Source organism: Clostridium sp. BSD9I1, from assembly GCF_900185645.1.
In the GTDB taxonomy this organism is placed as follows: Bacteria; Bacillota; Clostridia; order Clostridiales; family Clostridiaceae; genus Clostridium_AK.
In genome coordinates this window covers 967,498-984,179 of the sequence record NZ_FYAM01000023.1, presented here as the reverse complement: position 1 = coordinate 984,179, position 16,682 = coordinate 967,498, and the positions used below count along the sequence as shown (strand labels likewise).

Annotated in this window: 16 protein-coding genes; 14 read left to right on the top strand and 2 right to left on the bottom strand. The window is 32.1% G+C overall.

The window, feature by feature from the left end; genetic code table 11:
• Nucleotides 1-10 precede the first annotated feature (10 nt).
• The 9 genes from BSD9I1_RS12380 to BSD9I1_RS12340 all read left to right on the top strand — a co-directional run bounded on the left by BSD9I1_RS12380 (nucleotide 11) and on the right by BSD9I1_RS12340 (nucleotide 7,871).
• A complete protein-coding gene (locus tag BSD9I1_RS12380; RefSeq protein WP_186430572.1) occupies nucleotides 11-664 on the top strand; it encodes a phosphate propanoyltransferase in 654 nt (217 codons plus the stop codon).
• Nucleotides 664-1,488 (top strand): ethanolamine utilization protein EutJ, encoded by an 825-nt coding sequence (gene eutJ, locus BSD9I1_RS12375; protein ID WP_186430571.1) that lies wholly within the window; start codon nucleotides 664-666, stop codon nucleotides 1,486-1,488. Before BSD9I1_RS12380 ends, eutJ begins: the two co-directional genes overlap by 1 nt.
• Before the next feature lie 13 nt (nucleotides 1,489-1,501).
• On the top strand, nucleotides 1,502-2,281 hold the full coding sequence (locus tag BSD9I1_RS12370) for a flavoprotein (RefSeq protein WP_186430570.1): 780 nt from the start codon (nucleotides 1,502-1,504) through the stop codon (nucleotides 2,279-2,281).
• A 21-nt stretch (nucleotides 2,282-2,302) separates the two neighbouring features.
• The gene (locus tag BSD9I1_RS12365) at nucleotides 2,303-2,581 is read left to right on the top strand and encodes a EutN/CcmL family microcompartment protein (protein WP_186430569.1); all 279 of its coding nucleotides are present in this window, start codon (nucleotides 2,303-2,305) and stop codon (nucleotides 2,579-2,581) included.
• Between the two features lie 12 nt (nucleotides 2,582-2,593).
• Entirely contained in the window at nucleotides 2,594-3,625 is a 1,032-nt protein-coding gene (locus tag BSD9I1_RS12360; RefSeq protein WP_186430568.1) for a cob(I)yrinic acid a,c-diamide adenosyltransferase, read from the top strand.
• Nucleotides 3,609-5,018: an aldehyde dehydrogenase family protein gene (locus BSD9I1_RS12355; protein WP_186430567.1), complete on the top strand. Its 1,410-nt coding sequence runs from the start codon at nucleotides 3,609-3,611 to the stop codon at nucleotides 5,016-5,018. Before BSD9I1_RS12360 ends, BSD9I1_RS12355 begins: the two co-directional genes overlap by 17 nt.
• Before the next feature lie 96 nt (nucleotides 5,019-5,114).
• Nucleotides 5,115-6,443, top strand: a complete 1,329-nt coding sequence (locus BSD9I1_RS12350) for a 4Fe-4S dicluster domain-containing protein (RefSeq protein ID WP_186430566.1) — start codon at nucleotides 5,115-5,117, stop codon at nucleotides 6,441-6,443.
• A gap of 14 nt (nucleotides 6,444-6,457) precedes the next feature.
• The gene (locus tag BSD9I1_RS12345) at nucleotides 6,458-7,006 is read left to right on the top strand and encodes a BMC domain-containing protein (RefSeq protein ID WP_186430565.1); all 549 of its coding nucleotides are present in this window, start codon (nucleotides 6,458-6,460) and stop codon (nucleotides 7,004-7,006) included.
• Nucleotides 7,007-7,055: 49 nt separating this feature from the next.
• A complete protein-coding gene (locus tag BSD9I1_RS12340) occupies nucleotides 7,056-7,871 on the top strand; it encodes an MIP/aquaporin family protein (protein WP_186430564.1) in 816 nt (271 codons plus the stop codon).
• Nucleotides 7,872-7,943: 72 nt separating this feature from the next.
• Here BSD9I1_RS12340 and BSD9I1_RS12335 read toward each other — a convergent pair whose 3' ends face one another.
• Nucleotides 7,944-9,068, bottom strand: coding sequence for a M20 family metallopeptidase (locus BSD9I1_RS12335; protein WP_186430563.1), 1,125 nt, complete (start codon nucleotides 9,066-9,068; stop codon nucleotides 7,944-7,946).
• Between the two features lie 265 nt (nucleotides 9,069-9,333).
• Between BSD9I1_RS12335 and BSD9I1_RS12330 the strand changes: the two genes are divergently transcribed.
• The 3 genes from BSD9I1_RS12330 (at nucleotide 9,334) to BSD9I1_RS12320 (ending at nucleotide 13,315) form a co-directional block, all read left to right on the top strand.
• Entirely contained in the window at nucleotides 9,334-11,004 is a 1,671-nt protein-coding gene (locus BSD9I1_RS12330) for a sensor histidine kinase (protein WP_186430562.1), read from the top strand.
• Nucleotides 11,005-11,008: 4 nt separating this feature from the next.
• On the top strand, nucleotides 11,009-11,728 hold the full coding sequence (locus tag BSD9I1_RS12325) for a LytTR family DNA-binding domain-containing protein (protein WP_186430561.1): 720 nt from the start codon (nucleotides 11,009-11,011) through the stop codon (nucleotides 11,726-11,728).
• A 135-nt stretch (nucleotides 11,729-11,863) separates the two neighbouring features.
• Complete coding sequence (locus BSD9I1_RS12320; RefSeq protein WP_186430560.1) at nucleotides 11,864-13,315, top strand: carbon starvation protein A; 1,452 nt, start codon at nucleotides 11,864-11,866, stop codon at nucleotides 13,313-13,315.
• 271 nt (nucleotides 13,316-13,586) lie between these two features.
• On the opposite strand, the gene BSD9I1_RS12315 is transcribed toward BSD9I1_RS12320, so the two are convergent.
• Entirely contained in the window at nucleotides 13,587-14,456 is an 870-nt protein-coding gene (locus BSD9I1_RS12315; protein WP_186430559.1) for a radical SAM protein, read from the bottom strand.
• 207 nt (nucleotides 14,457-14,663) lie between these two features.
• Between BSD9I1_RS12315 and BSD9I1_RS12310 the strand changes: the two genes are divergently transcribed.
• Nucleotides 14,664-15,317: a DUF6483 family protein gene (locus BSD9I1_RS12310; RefSeq protein WP_186430558.1), complete on the top strand. Its 654-nt coding sequence runs from the start codon at nucleotides 14,664-14,666 to the stop codon at nucleotides 15,315-15,317.
• A gap of 456 nt (nucleotides 15,318-15,773) precedes the next feature.
• Nucleotides 15,774-16,532, top strand: a complete 759-nt coding sequence (locus BSD9I1_RS12305) for a hypothetical protein (RefSeq protein ID WP_186430557.1) — start codon at nucleotides 15,774-15,776, stop codon at nucleotides 16,530-16,532.
• Nucleotides 16,533-16,682: the final 150 nt, after the last annotated feature.

The window sequence follows — 16,682 nt, the reverse complement described above, 5'->3', positions numbered from 1 at the left end:
GGTGATATATATGATAGATATAAATGATACCCTGATAAAGGATATTATATTAGATGTTATGAGAAAAGCTGATATAAAAAATAGAGACTTTTCAATACCTATAGGTATATCAAATAGACATATTCATGTTACACAAGAAGACTTAGAATGCCTATTTGGTAATGGATATCAGCTGACGATAAAAAATGCTGTAAAGCAGCCGGGGCAGTTTGCAGCTAATGAAACGGTAACTATTGCAGGGCCTAAAAGTTCTTTTCAAAATGTAAGAATTTTAGGTCCTGTAAGAAAATACAGCCAAATTGAGATATCTAGAACAGATGCATTTGCTTTAGGGATAAAGCCGCCTACTAGAAACTCAGGAGAGCTTGAGGATTCAGAAAGTCTTTCTGTTATTGGGCCCAAGGGTATATTGATTTTTAAAAATAAGGTTATCTGTGCTAAGAGACATATTCACATGACTCCAGAACTATCAGAAAACTATGGTGTGAAAGATGGGGAACTAGTGGATGTAGAAACATGCGGAGATAAAGGAATAATACTGAAAAATGTTCTTATAAGAGCTAATAGTAAATCAGCCCTTGAAATTCACTTGGATACAGATGAAGCTAATGCTTGTGAAGTAAGAAACAATGAATTTGTTAAGATATTAGGTAAGAGCAGGTGATGGTTATGTTAAATGAGGCTAATGCTTTAATCAAAGAAATGGAAGATACTATTTTAAAGCCAATTAAAATACATGAAAAAGAAGAGCTTAAAGTAGGTGTGGATTTGGGTACATCTAATATAGTTATAACAGTATTAGATAAAAATAATATTCCAATAGCTGGAGAAATATATCCAGCAAGTGTTGTTAAAGACGGCATAGTAGTTGAATATTTACAAGCTGTAACTATAGTAAGGAAGTTAAAGGAAAGATTAGAGATAAAACTAAATAGGACATTAAATTATGCGGCTACAGCAATACCACCAGGAATAAGCAGGGGAAATATAAAGGTTATAAGTAATGTAGTAGAAGCAGCTGATTTTAATGTAACTAATGTAATTGATGAACCCACTGCCGCATCTTCAGTTTTGAACATACAAAATGGTGCAGTAGTAGATATAGGTGGAGGTACTACGGGAATATCTATATTGAAAAATGGCAAAGTGATTTATACAGCTGACGAACCTACAGGAGGACACCATTTGAGTTTGGTTATAGCTGGAAGTTTAGGGATGGAGTATGAAGAAGCGGAAAAATTTAAAATTGCTTATAGTAACTATAATACGGTATTTCCTTTAGTTAGGCCGGTAATAGAAAAAATGGCCGATATAATTTCAAAACATACAAAAGGCTATGATGTAGATAATATCTATCTTGTAGGAGGAACCTGCTGCCTTAGGGATATGGAAAAGATAGTTGAAAAATATACAGGCATCAGAACAATAAAACCATATAATCCACTTCTAGTGACTCCTATAGGAATAGCTATGAACAGTGTCAATTAAGCGAGGTGAGTAAATGAATATTGAAGATTTACTAAGGCCTATAATTGCTGAAATAGTAAATAAGATGAATAAAAGAATACTTTTATTTATATCTGGCGGTGCTGTAAATTTAAAAGGCATTTTTGAGACACTATCTTCTATGCAAATGCTTCAATATGACATAGTAATGACAGAAGCATCTAAAAAGGTTATACCAGAAGAATATATTGCTAATTTGAATGGTAAGTTAATAGATTGCAAAGTGGAGCTTACTAAAGCAGTGAGAGAAGACGACATAATAATAGTTCCAATAATGACCAGAAACACTTTAGCTAAATGTGCTGCAGGCATTGAGGATAACTTAGTAACAACGGGAATAGCTGAGGCCATTATGATGAACAAAGAGGTTATTGCTGTCAAAGATAGTTTTGATCCTCAAAATCAAGTAAATATAAGCTTAGGATTTAACAAAAATGCAGCATATAATAAGCTTATTTTAGGCTATGAAGATAAACTGACAAGCTTTGGAGTTAAGTTTATAAATGCTGGTGACATAAAAAGAACTATAAATGCAAGGTTTAGTATTATGAGCAATGCAAACGAGAACTTAAATCATGAAAGTGTAATAAAAAATACTGTTGTAAATAAAGAAGAAACCTGCAATATTAAAAAATTATCAGGAATTTTAACTATAGAAGATATTATGTTAGCCGCTAATAATTCAAAAGAAATTTGGGTTAAAGAAGGTTCTTTATTAACTCCACTGGCAAAGGACTATATATACAACAATGGAATTAATGTTAACTATTGTTAACAAAAGTAAAGGAGTACAGATATGTTTTTAGCGAAAGTTGTTGGAAATGTTGTATCAACACAAAAGGATCCAAAGTTTATTGGAAGCAAGCTATTGATAGTTAAACATATAGATGAAAATGAAAAAACCATTGGAGAACCTATAGTTGCCATAGATACAGTAGGCGGTGGAATAAATGATACTGTAATTGTAGTCACTGGAAGCGGTGCAAGATATACAGATATCTCAGATAAGGTAATACCTGCTGATGCATCTATTATAGGGATTGTAGACTCTATTGAATGGGATTTAGGTTATTAGGGTGGTGGGAAAATGAAGATATACACTAAAACTGGAGACAAAGGAAGTACAAGTCTCGTAGGTGGAGATAGGACAAAAAAGCATGATCTAAGAGTATGGGCTTATGGAAGTATAGATGAAGCAAATTCGTCTATTGGCATGGCGAAAATTCATATTAAAGAAAAAAATACTTTAGATAAACTCCTAAAGATTCAAAAGACTTTATTTGAAGTTGGAGCTGAACTTGCTTCTATAGGAACGGATTATTTTAAAACAAGAATAAGCGATGAAGATATAAGATTTCTTGAAGAGACCATAGATAGCATGGATGAACTTAAGCCTTCACAAACTGGATTTATAGTTCCAGGAGGCACTGTGGAATCAGCTTATCTTGATGTTGCAAGAACAGATATAAGAAGAGCTGAGAGGTATATAGCAGAGCTTACTGCCCACTATGATGTTAATGAAAATTTAATGAAATACGTGAATAGACTATCTGATACTATTTATGCTATAGCTAGATATTTTGATTATAAAGACATAATGAAAAAGACAGAAGAAAATATAAAGAACTTTACACAAAATAATAAAGTATTGAATAATTCAGAGGCGCAAAAGAGTAATGAAATTACCATAAGTAAAATTGCTATTAATAGAGAAACCGCTGAATATGTAACTAAAAGGTGTATACAAAAATCATATGAAGTGGGAGTACCCATGGTTATTTGTGTAACAGATTTTAATGGAAGTATTATACTTCTTACCCGTATGGATAATTCTCTTTTAGCCAGTATAGAAATAGCTGAAAAAAAAGCATATACAGCTGCAGTGCTTAAGATATCCACAGGTGACTTAAGAGAACTGTCATTGCCAACTGGAGAACTTTATGGAATTGATAATAATAAGAAAATAATTGCTTTTGGTGGCGGATTTCCTCTAAGAATAAATGAAGAAATAGTTGGTGCAATAGGGGTTAGCGGCGGTACAGTTGAGCAGGATATGTTGATTGCCCAATGTGGATTAAATGCTTTTGAGGAGGTAGTAAAAAGTGGAATTAGAAAGTAACGAGTTATCACTTATAATAGAAAAAGTCTTAAAGGAAATGAGTAAAAGAGATATTAAAAGTGATGTAAGTGATGGAATATTTGATACCATGGAAGAAGCCATAGAAGCGGCTTATGAGGCACAAAAAAAGTATTCTGAGTACTCAATTGAACAGCGAGAAAAATTAATAGATGCTATGAGAAAGGCGATAATTGATAATGCCATGAACATTGCAACACTTTGCGTTAATGAATCAGGCATGGGAAGGATTGATCACAAATATTTAAAGCTAAAGCTGACAGCAGAAAAAACCCCAGGAACTGAAGTTTTAAATACAACTGCTTATTCAGGTGATAAAGGACTTACACTTGTAGAAAATGGTGCCTTTGGTGTTATAGGATCAATTACACCATCTACAAATCCGGCAGCTACAGTTGCTTGCAATGCGATAGGAATGCTTGCAGGAGGAAATACTGTAGTATTTTCACCTCATCCAGGAGCTTTCAATGCATCATTAACTATGATTAAGGAATTGAACAAAGCCATAAAAGACGCAGGCGGACCAAATAATTTAATTACAGCAGTTAATAAACCTATATTAGAAAATACTGATATATTATTAAATCATAAAAAGATAAAGATGATAGTTGCAACAGGAGGACCTGCTATAGTTAAATTGGCCCTTTCTACAGGAAAGAAGGCTATAGGAGCTGGTGCGGGAAATCCTCCAGTAGTTGTTGATAAAACTGCAGATATCAAGAAAGCAGCAAGAGATATAATTGCTGGATGTAGCTTTGATAACAATCTGCCATGTATAGCTGAAAAAGAAGCCATTGTAGTTCAGGATGTTTATGAAGAGCTTATAAAAGAAATGAAATGTAATAAAGCAGTATACGAGTTAAATGATGAGGAAGCAATGAAGCTAGCTAATGTAGTTTTAATTTATGATAGAGAAAGAAATACGTATTCCGCAAATAAGAAGTTTATAGGGAAAGATGCTAAGTATTTACTGCAAAGCATAGGAAAAGATGCAGCAAATGGAATTGAATGCTTAATTTACAGAGCAGAAAACAGCCATCCCTTTGTTCAGGAAGAGCTCATGATGCCTATTCTTCCAATAGTTAAGGCTAAGAACTTTAAGGAAGCTTTAGAACTTGCTGTGGAAGATGAACATGGGAATAGACATACAGCAATTATGCATTCCAAAAATGTGGATAATTTAACTAAGATGGCAAGAGCTATAGACACTACGATATTCGTTAAAAATGCACCATCTTATGCAGGAATTGGATTTGGAGGAGAAGGACATACAACCTTTACCATAGCAGGACCAACAGGGGAAGGGCTTACTAATGCATTAAGTTTTACAAGAAAAAGAAGATGTACAATGGTTGAAGCATTTAGAATTGTATAGAAATTAAATAAGAGTTAAGAGTAAGGAGTTAATATTATGATATATATTTTTCTTAACTCTTAACTCATAACTCTCATCTAAAAGGAGGGGTGAATTTTGGATTTGCTTGAAAAAATCAAAAATGCTGGAGTTATAGGTGCAGGTGGAGCTGGATTTCCTACTCATCTTAAGTTAAATTGTAAGGTGGAATATTTCATAATAAATGGATTAGAATGCGAGCCATTACTTCAATCGGATAAGTATATAATGAGAAATAACAGCGATGAAATAATACAAGCAGTAGAAGAAATTGGAAGAACTATTGAAGCAGAACACATAATTATTGGATTAAAAGAAGAATACCATGAAGAAATAGAGGCACTAAAGGCTTCCATAAAAAAATTTAATTCCAGAGTTGAGCTGCATTTAAGTAGAGTGTTTTATCCAGCTGGAGATGAACAAATCTTAGTTTATGAGGTTACAGGAAGAACAATACCACCAGGAGGAATACCTTTAAATGTTGGCGCTGTAGTATCAAATGCAGGTACGGTATTTAATATCTTTCAAGCACTTGAAGAAAAAATGGTTACATATAAGTTTGTTACGGTTATAGGAGAAATACAGACACCTTCAATTATTAAAGTGCCCATAGGAACAAAGATAAAAGATGTCTTAGATAAGTGTGGTGGAACACTTATAAAGGATTATTCATTAATTATCGGTGGACCAATGATGGGAAGAAAGATTTCAAAAGATCAAATAAAAGATACAGTTATAACAAAAACAGATGGAGCAATTATTGTAATTCCTGAAAATCATTACTTAATCCACAGGGAAAAGCTAACTATTGAGCATATGAAAAATCAAGCAAAATCAGCTTGTATACAATGCCGCTTTTGCACAGACATGTGCCCTAGAAATTTAATTGGACATCCGTTAAATCCTCATAAGATTATGAGAAGTGTTGCATTAAATGAGTTAGATAATGAAGTTGTAAAACAAGCACTTATATGTTGCGAATGTGGAATATGTGAAATGTATGCTTGCCCTATGCGGTTATCACCAAAGAGAATAAATATTTATTTAAAAGGCAAGTTAAGGAACAACGGTGAAAAATGGGAAAACAAAACCAATAGCTTTACAGCTAATACAATGAGGGAGTATAGAAAAATACCTACCAACAGATTAATAGCAAGATTACATTTAGATAAGTATAAAAAGCAAAGGCTTCAAGAAGGGGAAGAAGTAAATCCAAAAGAAGTAAAAATTCCTTTAAGACAAGGTATAGGTGGTGGTGCAATTCCAGTAGTTCAGGTAGGGGATACTGTAGAGATAGGCCAAGTTATAGGGAAGATAGAAGAAGGGAAAATGGGGTCCAATGTTCATGCAACTATTGGGGGCGTAATTTTCGAAATAAGTGATAGTATATCAATAAAAGCTATTTAAGCTGAGGTGATAAAATGATAAGAACTATAGGTATGATTGAATTAAATAGTATAGCTAGGGGAATTCAAGTTGCAGATGAAATGCTAAAGGCTGCAGAAGTTAATTTGATCTTTGCAAAAAGTGTTTGTCCAGGCAAATATGTAATCCTAATCACAGGAAACGTAGGTGCTGTAGAAACTGCTATTAATCATGGTATGAGCTTAGGGGAAAATTATTTGGTAAATAAATTGATTTTACCAAATGTTCATCCGCAGGTAATTCCAGCTATAACTGCATCAGGAAATATTGAAAAACTAAAAGACTTAGGAGTTTTGGAGTTTTTTAGCATTGCTGCAGCTATTGTTGCAGCCGATGCTGCGGTGAAGTCAGCCAATATAGATTTAATAGAAGTAAGATTGGGGGTAGGAATAGGGGGAAAAGCTTTTGTAACTTTCACTGGAGAAATTAGTTCGGTTAAAAATGCAGTAACAGTTGGAGCAGGTACTGCACTTGAAAGCGGAATGCTTGTAAATAAAGCTGTAATATCAGGGCCTAGTAAGGAATTACTGCAGCACTTATTATAAAGCTTTATTTAAATATATTTATAGTAACTAAAATATAGGGGGAGATTGTATGAAAAATAATTTGCTTGGGGAATGTCTAGCAGAACTTATTGGTACATTTCTTTTCATTTTCATAGGAACAGGAGTTGTTGCAGCACTTGTTACAGCAGGAACTAATGTGACATTTTGGGAACTAAGCTTAGTATGGGGACTTGCAATAACTATGGCGGTATATATAGTGGGATCAATTTCAGGAGCACAGTTAAATCCTGCAGTAACAATAGCTCTTGCAGTATGGAAAGGCTTTGATAAAAAAAAGATTATCCCTTATATTATTTCTCAAGTGATTGGAGCATTTTTAGGAGCTGCATTAACTTACGGGTTATATGGAACAACTATTACAGCCTTTGAAAGTAGTAAAAACATAATAAGGGCATCAAAAGATGGATGGGCTACCGCTGGAATATTTAGTACATTCCCAGCAGCCAATATATCTATGGTTAATGCTTTTATGATTGAAGTATGTATTACAGCAGTTTTGTTAATGGTTATTTTTGCAGTAACTGATGGAAACAACGAGGGTTCTCCTAAGGCAGGAATACCAGCAGTAGCTATTGGTTTAACTGTAGCATTTATTGGAGCGTCTTATGGACCTTTAACTGGTTTTGCAATGAATCCAGCTCGTGATTTTGGCCCAAGACTTGTAGCTTTACTCGCAGGATGGGGATCAACAGTTATTGGCCCTAATGGCTATGGACTGATTGTACCAATATTTGCACCAATTATAGGGGCAATTTTAGGTGGCGGTATATATGAAAAATTAGTTGTACCTTATTTGCCAAACTTAATAAATAAGAAAGTATCAGGAAAAAGCACGTCAGTGTAAATTTTTAGAGAATCCCATATAGTATTGATTAAATACTATATGGGATTCTCTATTTTTAAATTGATAGAAATTCTAAATTTCATCACTTACTTCTAATATAAAGTTTACTATAGTATAAATAGCATAAAAAATTGCATCATCATTTGCATCAAACACTGGGGAGTGAAGTGGATGTAAACCTTGTTTGTCATCACTTATACCTACTCTAAAATGTACTGAAGGTACTTCGTGAGCAAAGAAAGCAAAATCCTCTGCACCAAAGGTTTTTTCAGCAGTTAACACATTTTCTTCACCTAAAGTATTCACAGCAGATTTATAAAATTTGTCACATAAATCTTTATCATTAGTTAAAGGAGGATATGCAACTTGAAAGTTTAATTCATATTCGCAATCATATTTTTTAGCTGAAAAAGCACAGGTTTCATATAAATCTTTTTTAATTTTATCAACAAGAGCCGTATCAAAGGTTCTTAAAGTTCCAAGTACCTCTATTTTTTCAGGTATTACATTAGATGCGGTGTTATTTGCATTAATTGATGAAAAAGTTAATACATGAGGGTTTAAAGGATTTACTTCCATTTTGGTTTTATTATTCATAGTTTGTATAAAGTCCATAGCGGGATAAATAGGATTTTTACATAAATGAGGCATAGCAGCATGACCACCAACGCCTTTGAATTTTATAGAAAAGTCATCTACGGAAGCCATAGAAGGACCATCAGGAGCTTCTATTTTTCCGACTTCTAAATTAGGCCAAACATGAAAACCTATCATATATTTAACTTCAGGATTTTTTAAAGCCCCCTCCTGAATCATAGGGTAGGCGCCACCATCTAGCTCTTCAGCAGGTTGAAATAAAAACTTAACACATTTATCAAAGCCCATTTCTTTTAGTACCATTGCAGTTCCAAGTGCTATAGCTGTATGATAGTCATGTCCACAACCATGAAATACTCCATTTATAGGAAGAGCATCTATGTCAGATCTAACACCTATGCAAGTCGCATCAGTATTTAATTCTCCTACAACACCTGTTCCAGCACAAGGGCTATATTTTATATTTAAATCTTCAAGTATTTCCATTATTATTTTTTGAGTTTTAAATTCCTTATGAGCTAGTTCTGCATTTTTATGCAAGATTTTTCTCAAATTCTTAATTTCAGAAAGGTTACTTAAGATAATATCTTTTACATTCATTTTAATACATCTCCTTTTAAAAATGCTAAGGTCTTTAATTACAGCACCTCTATGGAGTAACTTAGCAATATCCAACTGTGTTTTAAATTGATGTTAGTATAGCATGGTGTTTATAATTATGCAATAGTTTTGCAAAAAAACTCTAAAATAAAACATAAATGATTATGCTATAATTGTATATATTATAAGTGAAGTGCTAGTGTATACAAAATAAAATAATTTGGAAAAGATGTTTTTAGTTTAAGCGTAGGAGATGGAGGTAATTATGGAATTAATTAGAAATCTTACTAATAATATGGGTTATGTGATTTTAGTAGGATTTATTGTATCAAGGTCTAATAGTTTTAAAAATATAATACAAAAAGATAAATTTAAAAAGAAGGATTTAATTATTCTATCTATAATATTTGGTGGATTTGGTGTGCTAGGAACTTATATGGGAACGGATATAAATGGTGCAATAGCAAATACAAGAATTATCGGGGTTGTAGCTGGAGGGTTACTTTGTGGGCCTTTTGTAGGAATTGCATCTGGAATTATTGCGGGGCTGCATAGATTATTAATAAATATTGGTACTCTTACTGCAGTTCCATGTGCTATTGCAACAATTGTTTCAGGAATTGTAACCAGTGTTTTTTATAAGTACTCAAATTATAAAAACAAGTGGATTTATGGCCTTATTGGAGGTGCACTTATGCAAAGCTTAGAGATGGTATTAATTCTTATTATGTCGAAGCCATTTTCTACAGCTTTAAATATAGTTAAATATATATATATCCCTATGGTATTTACAAATGCTATAGGTATATCAATATTAATTTTATTAATACAAAATATTTTTGAAGAAAAAGAACAAATTGCAGCAAAGCAAGCAAAGATAGCTCTAGAAATAGCTAATAAAACATTACCATACTTTAGAGAAATCAATAACAATTCTTTTGAAAATATTTGTGAAATTATAAGGGAATCCATTGATGCAGATGCAGTAGCGATAACGGATAAAAAATACGTTCTAGCCCATGTTGGCATGGGGGAGGACCATCATATTAAGGGAAATGATATTTTAACTGGTGCCACAGAAAAGGTTATAGAAAAGGGGGAAATATTAATTTTAACAAATGCAGAGCAAATAGATTGTTCATGCGGTACGTGTCCATTAAGATCAGCTATTATAGCGCCATTAAAGGATGGAGATGAAATAATAGGCACCTTAAAAATATATTATGGTAAGGAAGATGCTATATCCTTTAGAAATACAAATCTAGCAATAGGTCTTTCACAAATTATATCTACACAGCTTGAAATAAGTAAGCTTGGGAAGCTTAAGGAAATGGCAACTAAGGCTGAAATAAAAGCACTGCAAACTCAAATAAATCCTCATTTTTTATTTAATGCTTTAAATACCATTATTTCATTTGTGCGTATAAATCCGGATAAAGCAAGGGAACTTATTATTAATTTATCTACTTATTTAAGATATAATTTAGAGATAGGGGATAATTTAGTAGATATTTATAAAGAGTTAGAACAAGTCAAAGCATACGTAGAAGTGGAAAAGGCTAGATTTGGAGATAAATTAAATGTAATTTATGATATAGATGAAGATATAAATATAAAAATACCAAGCTTGATAATACAGCCTATAGTTGAGAATTCTGTAAAACATGGGATTTTAGAAGGAAACAAAAGGGGTACTGTTAAAATTTACGTGAAAAAGATAACGAATAATAAAGCTAAAGTTATTATTGAAGATGATGGAGTAGGAATTTCAGAGAAAGTTATAGAAAGAGTATATAATGACAATATGCAGGAAAATAAAATAGGAATATCCAACGTAAATAATAGATTAAAATATCTTTATGGAAAAGGACTTCAAATGGAAAGGCTAGATAAAGGAACTAGAACTACTTTTATAGTGGAAACATTGAAAGGATGATTTTATGAATTGTATAGTTGTAGATGACGAATATCCAGCAAGAGAAGAGTTGAAGCACTTTATACGTGAATTTAGTAATATAGATATTGATGGTGAATTTGAAGATTCTATAGAAGCGCTTGAATATATTGAAAAAAATAGGCCAGATATAATATTTTTAGATATAAACATGCCTAAATTAGATGGCGTTGCTTTGGCACGAATAGTTAATAACTTTGAAAAGAACAGCTTTGTTGTTTTTATAACAGCATATAAAGAGCATGCAGTAGATGCTTTTGAGATAAAAGCATTTGATTATATTTTAAAGCCTTATTCAGAAGAGCGGATTATAAGGACCTTGAGGCAGTTGGAAGCTTTAGAAGATAGAGAAGAAAAGCAAAATACACCATGTATAGGTAATAAAATTACATTAAAGAAGAATAATAAGTTAAAAGTGATAGATATTTGTGATATTTGTTATTGCGAGGCAAAGGAAAGGGAGACATTAATTTATACTACAAATGACAGCTATATAGAAAATTGTAGTATATCAGAGATTTATAAAAGACTTCCCACAAACATGTTTTTTAAGACTCATAGATCCTATATAGTAAACTTAGAAAAAGTAGTAGAAATAATACCTTGGTTTAATAATACCTACATGATTAAACTAAAAGGAATAGAAGGAGAAATACCTGTAAGTAGAAATAATATAAATTCATTTAAGCACTTAATGGGCATATAAATGCACTTTATGTGCTTTTTTTGTTATTTGGCGTAATAAATGAAAATATTCTATTAAATTTATGTATAATTTAGCCATAGAATTAACTTTAGGTTAAGTGATAGCTTAAAATTTAATTTAAATGGGGGGAGAAGCATGATATCATTTATACTTTCAATTATTGCGTTAATAGTTGGTTATTTTATTTATGGTAAAGTTGTTGAAAAGCTTTTCGGGGCAGACGACAAAATAAAAACACCAGCAATAAGACTCGAAGATGGTGTTGACTTTGTACCAATGCCTGAATGGAAAATATTCTTAATTCAGTTTTTAAATATAGCAGGACTTGGACCTATATTTGGAGCAATTTCAGGAGCAATGTGGGGGCCATCTGCATTCTTATGGATTGTATTTGGATCTATCTTTGCAGGAGGAGTACATGATTATTTTTCAGGAATGCTATCAGTAAGACATGATGGAGCAAGTATTCCAGAAGTTGTAGGAAAATATTTAGGTAAGGGTTTTAAAAACTTTATGAGAGTATTTTCAGTCATACTACTTGTTCTTACAGGGGTTGTATTTGTAAGTGGACCAGCAGGAATCTTAAATGGACTAGTACCTTCTATAGGACTTAAAACTTTTCTATATATAATATTTGCGTATTATATAATAGCTACTCTTGTTCCAATAGACAAGCTGATAGGAAAAGTTTATCCTTTATTTGGATTATGTTTATTAATAATGTGTGTAGGAGTAGGTGGAGCTTTAATAATAGGTGGATATAATATACCAGAAATTGCAGGAAATCTTAACAATATGCATGTTAATCCAAAAAATTATCCATTATTTCCAATGCTATTCATAACAATAGCTTGTGGAGCGATTTCAGGATTCCATTCAACACAATCACCACTAATGGCTAGATGCATTACAAGTGAAAGACAAGGCAGAAGAATATTTTATGGTTCAATGATAGCAGAAGGAATAATTGCACTAGTATGGGCAGCTGCATCAATGACTTTCTTTGGAGGAGTTGAAGGACTTACTAAGTTCATGGCAGAAAACGGTAACAATGCGGGTGCAGTTGTAAATATAATATGTAATAGTTTACTAGGAAAAATTGGTGGAATACTTGCAATACTTGGAGTTGTAGCATGTCCTATAACTTCAGGGGATACAGCGTTTAGAAGTGCAAGACTTACAATAGCCGATTCTATAAACTTTAAGCAAGAATCTATAAAAAACAGGTTAATGATTAGTATACCATTATTTATAATAGGATTTATTTTAACACAAATTGACTTTGGAATAGTATGGAGATACTTTGGATGGTCAAATCAGACATTAGCTACAATAGTTCTTTGGACATCTGCAATGTATTTAGTTTATAAAGGAAGAAGTCATTGGATGGCATCAGTACCAGCTGTATTTATGACTGCAGTATGTATAACTTATATAATAGTTGCGCCAGAAGGATTTAAATTATCAATGGGAATTGGATTGCCAGCAGGAATAATAGGAGCAATTTTAGCTCTAACATGGTTCCTAATGACAGCTAAAAAGGTTACAGTTAAGGTGAATACAAATAAAGCTAGTTTAGAATCATAGAAATATTACGACCAGCAGTGTGCATGAGACATTTTAATGCTGAATTTAGTATGGGATTTGCATTGTAGAAGACTTTGAACAAGCAATTAGAAGCTCTTTATTTATGAATTTAAAACACCGTAAAGAACTTTTTACTGTCTGAGCGGCAGCGAGTTTAAAAAGTTTAGGTGATTTAAATTCATAAATATTAGAGCTTCTTTACGTAGTGAACGCCTTCTTAAATGCAAATCGCATACGATAGGTTCAACATTAAATATGTCGTAATATCCTTTTATAGTGCTCTAAAGGCTTCGCTTTTATAACCTTGATTTCCTTGAAGAACGGAGTTTATTTTATTTAGAAGATTTTCTCTATCCTCTGGTAAAGTGCCTTTAAGAGATACATAGTTTGAGGCATGATTACTTCTAAATACGCAGTTTGTAACCTTTAAATTTTCTATTAAAAGCTTTGTTTCCATCATTATTTCACTTGGTTGTAAAAGCTTAAATTTACCTTCCTGAACTTCTTTATATAGAGGGGTTTCTGACTCAAACATAAGAGTTAGAAGTCCTAGATAATCAGGATCAATTTCACTTATGACTTTTGCAGACTCCTTAGCATGTTCTTCTAAATTTTCTTTTCCACCTAACCCCGAAATAAGAGTTGCAGATAAAGTTAATCCGCTCTCTTTAATCTTTTTACCTGCCTGTATCATTTCCTCAGCAGTAACTCCTTTTTTGATATTTTGAAGTATTAAATTACTGCCGCTTTCTACTCCAAGATATACAATTCCTAAACCTTCACTTTTAAGCTCTTTTAACTCATCTATGCTTTTTCTTAAAATATCTCCTGGTGTTCCGTAAATACCAACTCGTGTGCATTCAGGGAATAGTTCCCTTATCTTTCTAAGAATAGATTTTAAATTTTCTGTTTTAAGAACTAGGGCATCGCCATCTGCTAGAAAAATTTTATCTACTCTTTTATAGTGGGAACGTCCCGTTTCTAAATCTATAAATATATCTTCTAGAGATCTGATTTTAAATTTCTTATCTTTATACATACTGCAAAATGTACATTTGTTATGGGCACACCCTACGGTTGCCTGCACTATTAAACTATACGCTTCACTTGGAGGTCTATATACCACTCCTTCATATCTCATACCTATTCACTACCTTTCATTAATCTCTATTTTATTTAAAATATTAAAGTACTTATATATATTTCACATTTTAACCCGTGATGTATGTAAATTATAACATATACATAATAAAACTAATAATGCAAAAATTTAATGAAGTATTATGGAAGTTTAAGTTATGGTATAATTTAGCTGTTAATAATTTAGTTAAAATGGAGGAATAGTTTTATGCTTAAAAGTAACTTTTCTAAAAGACTTACAAATCAATTTGAAGAAAGCTTTGAGGAAGTTCTTAATTTAACAAACGATAAAGACTACGATGCAGCTTTACGGCTTATTGACGAGACATTTAGCAACTTATTTAGACTTAATTCCTTATTTTTCAATTCTATGAGTAATGATAATTTAATTGATATATTAAAAGTTGGTGGTGAAATTGAAAAAGATAAGGCTATTATAATATCAAAGTTATTGGAGCAAAGAGCACATATATTAGCTATTCAAGGAAAAGATAACGAAAGTTTTTACATATATATAAAGGCGTTAAATTTATTTATTGAAGCTTTCTTATGTGATAAAGAAACTGATCTTGATAGGTATTTTCAAGATATACCCGATATAATAGAAAAGACTTCAGGTTATGTGCTTTCTCAAGAAACTTTACAAAGAATTATAAGTTACTACAAAGAAGTAGGAGATTTTGCAGCAGGGGAGGACTATTTATATGAGCTTTTTGATGCTACAGGCAAGGATGAAGATTCTATAACCTTTGCAAAAGAATTTTATGATTCTTTGCTTAAACTAGATGATGCTGCTTTAGAAAAAGGTAATTTATCAAGAGAAGAAGTCCTTGAAGCAAAAAGTTCTCTGAGTTCAAAATAGGACGACATTTTTAATGCTGGGGGTCGTATAGAATTTTTATCTAGGAAGATGTTCATTTCGCTAATAGGGGCTAATATTTATAAATGTAAAATACCTAAGCCTCCTAAACTCGCCGTAAGCTCAAACAGTAGGAGGCTCTTAACGGTATTTTGAATTTATAAATAAAGCCCTTTTAAAGCTCATTCAATGCCTTCTACGATAAAAATTCTACACTCTCCAGCATTAAAAATGCCTTCATGAAAACTGCTAGAGAATGGAATTCAGCTAATTGAATTTCTAAGATGTTTTAGAAATTATCACATAAATATCTTTTAGGGCGGCGGCCCGAAGGGTTACATAGTAATATGTAATTAGATAAATGGGCAATTGTAATTTATTGCGTCTTAAAATAAGCATAGTAAGCACTTAAATACCTAACACTATTTTTAAATAGATAAGAATAGTGGGTGATGGTGTATGAATAAAAAAGTAGTAGTTTTTAAAGCTACATTTGTATTTTTATTATTATTTTCTTTGTATAGCAATATAAACATAAAGGCATATAGTAACCTCACACAAAATTATTATATTAATGTTTTGCATGGTATATATGGTGAGGATGAAAAAAGACTTGTTGCTGAAATACCAAATTCAAATATTAAACTCTATTATGTACAATATGATGAAGTCGAAGGAAGATACAGAGGCTTTATACTTGAAATAAATGATGTGAAAAAGTATTTTGAATGGGAAAACGTAGATAACCCTAGCCGTAAACCTGAATTGATACTTTCAGATTTAAATAAAGATGGCAAAAATGAACTTGTAGTTATTTTAAATAAGGGATATGGTACAGGAGTACAAGATGAAGAAGTTCACGTAATAAAACAGGATTTATTTTTTTATGAACTATTAGTTGAAAATCCTTTAATTCCTCTGCATAAGAATGCTCACCTGGAAAATTCCCCTGAGCAAGTAATAATAATATTAAATAATAAAAAAACAGTGCTAAACAAAAGGGGTATGACAGCGTTACCTTATGAAGACCTAGGAGCAGGATATGGACATCATATTGGATTTGAAGCTAATAATAATATATTGTATTCAAGAGTTCTTTTAGGTGTAGGAACAAACCCAGGAGTTGGAGAGTTTATAATTAAATATATATATAAGGATGAAATATTCCAAGTGCAAAGTATTGATTTCATTCCTAGACCTGAATATTTAAGTAAATAAAAGTATTTCCAAATTTTCTAGTGAAACGTCACGGTAGTAAATTACTGTGAAGGAGTTTTATAGAAAAATTAAAAATAATAGTTCATAGCTTAGGTAAAGAAGCTCCTTAAGATGTTTAGGGAGCTTTTAGTTTTTATTAAGGAACATTAT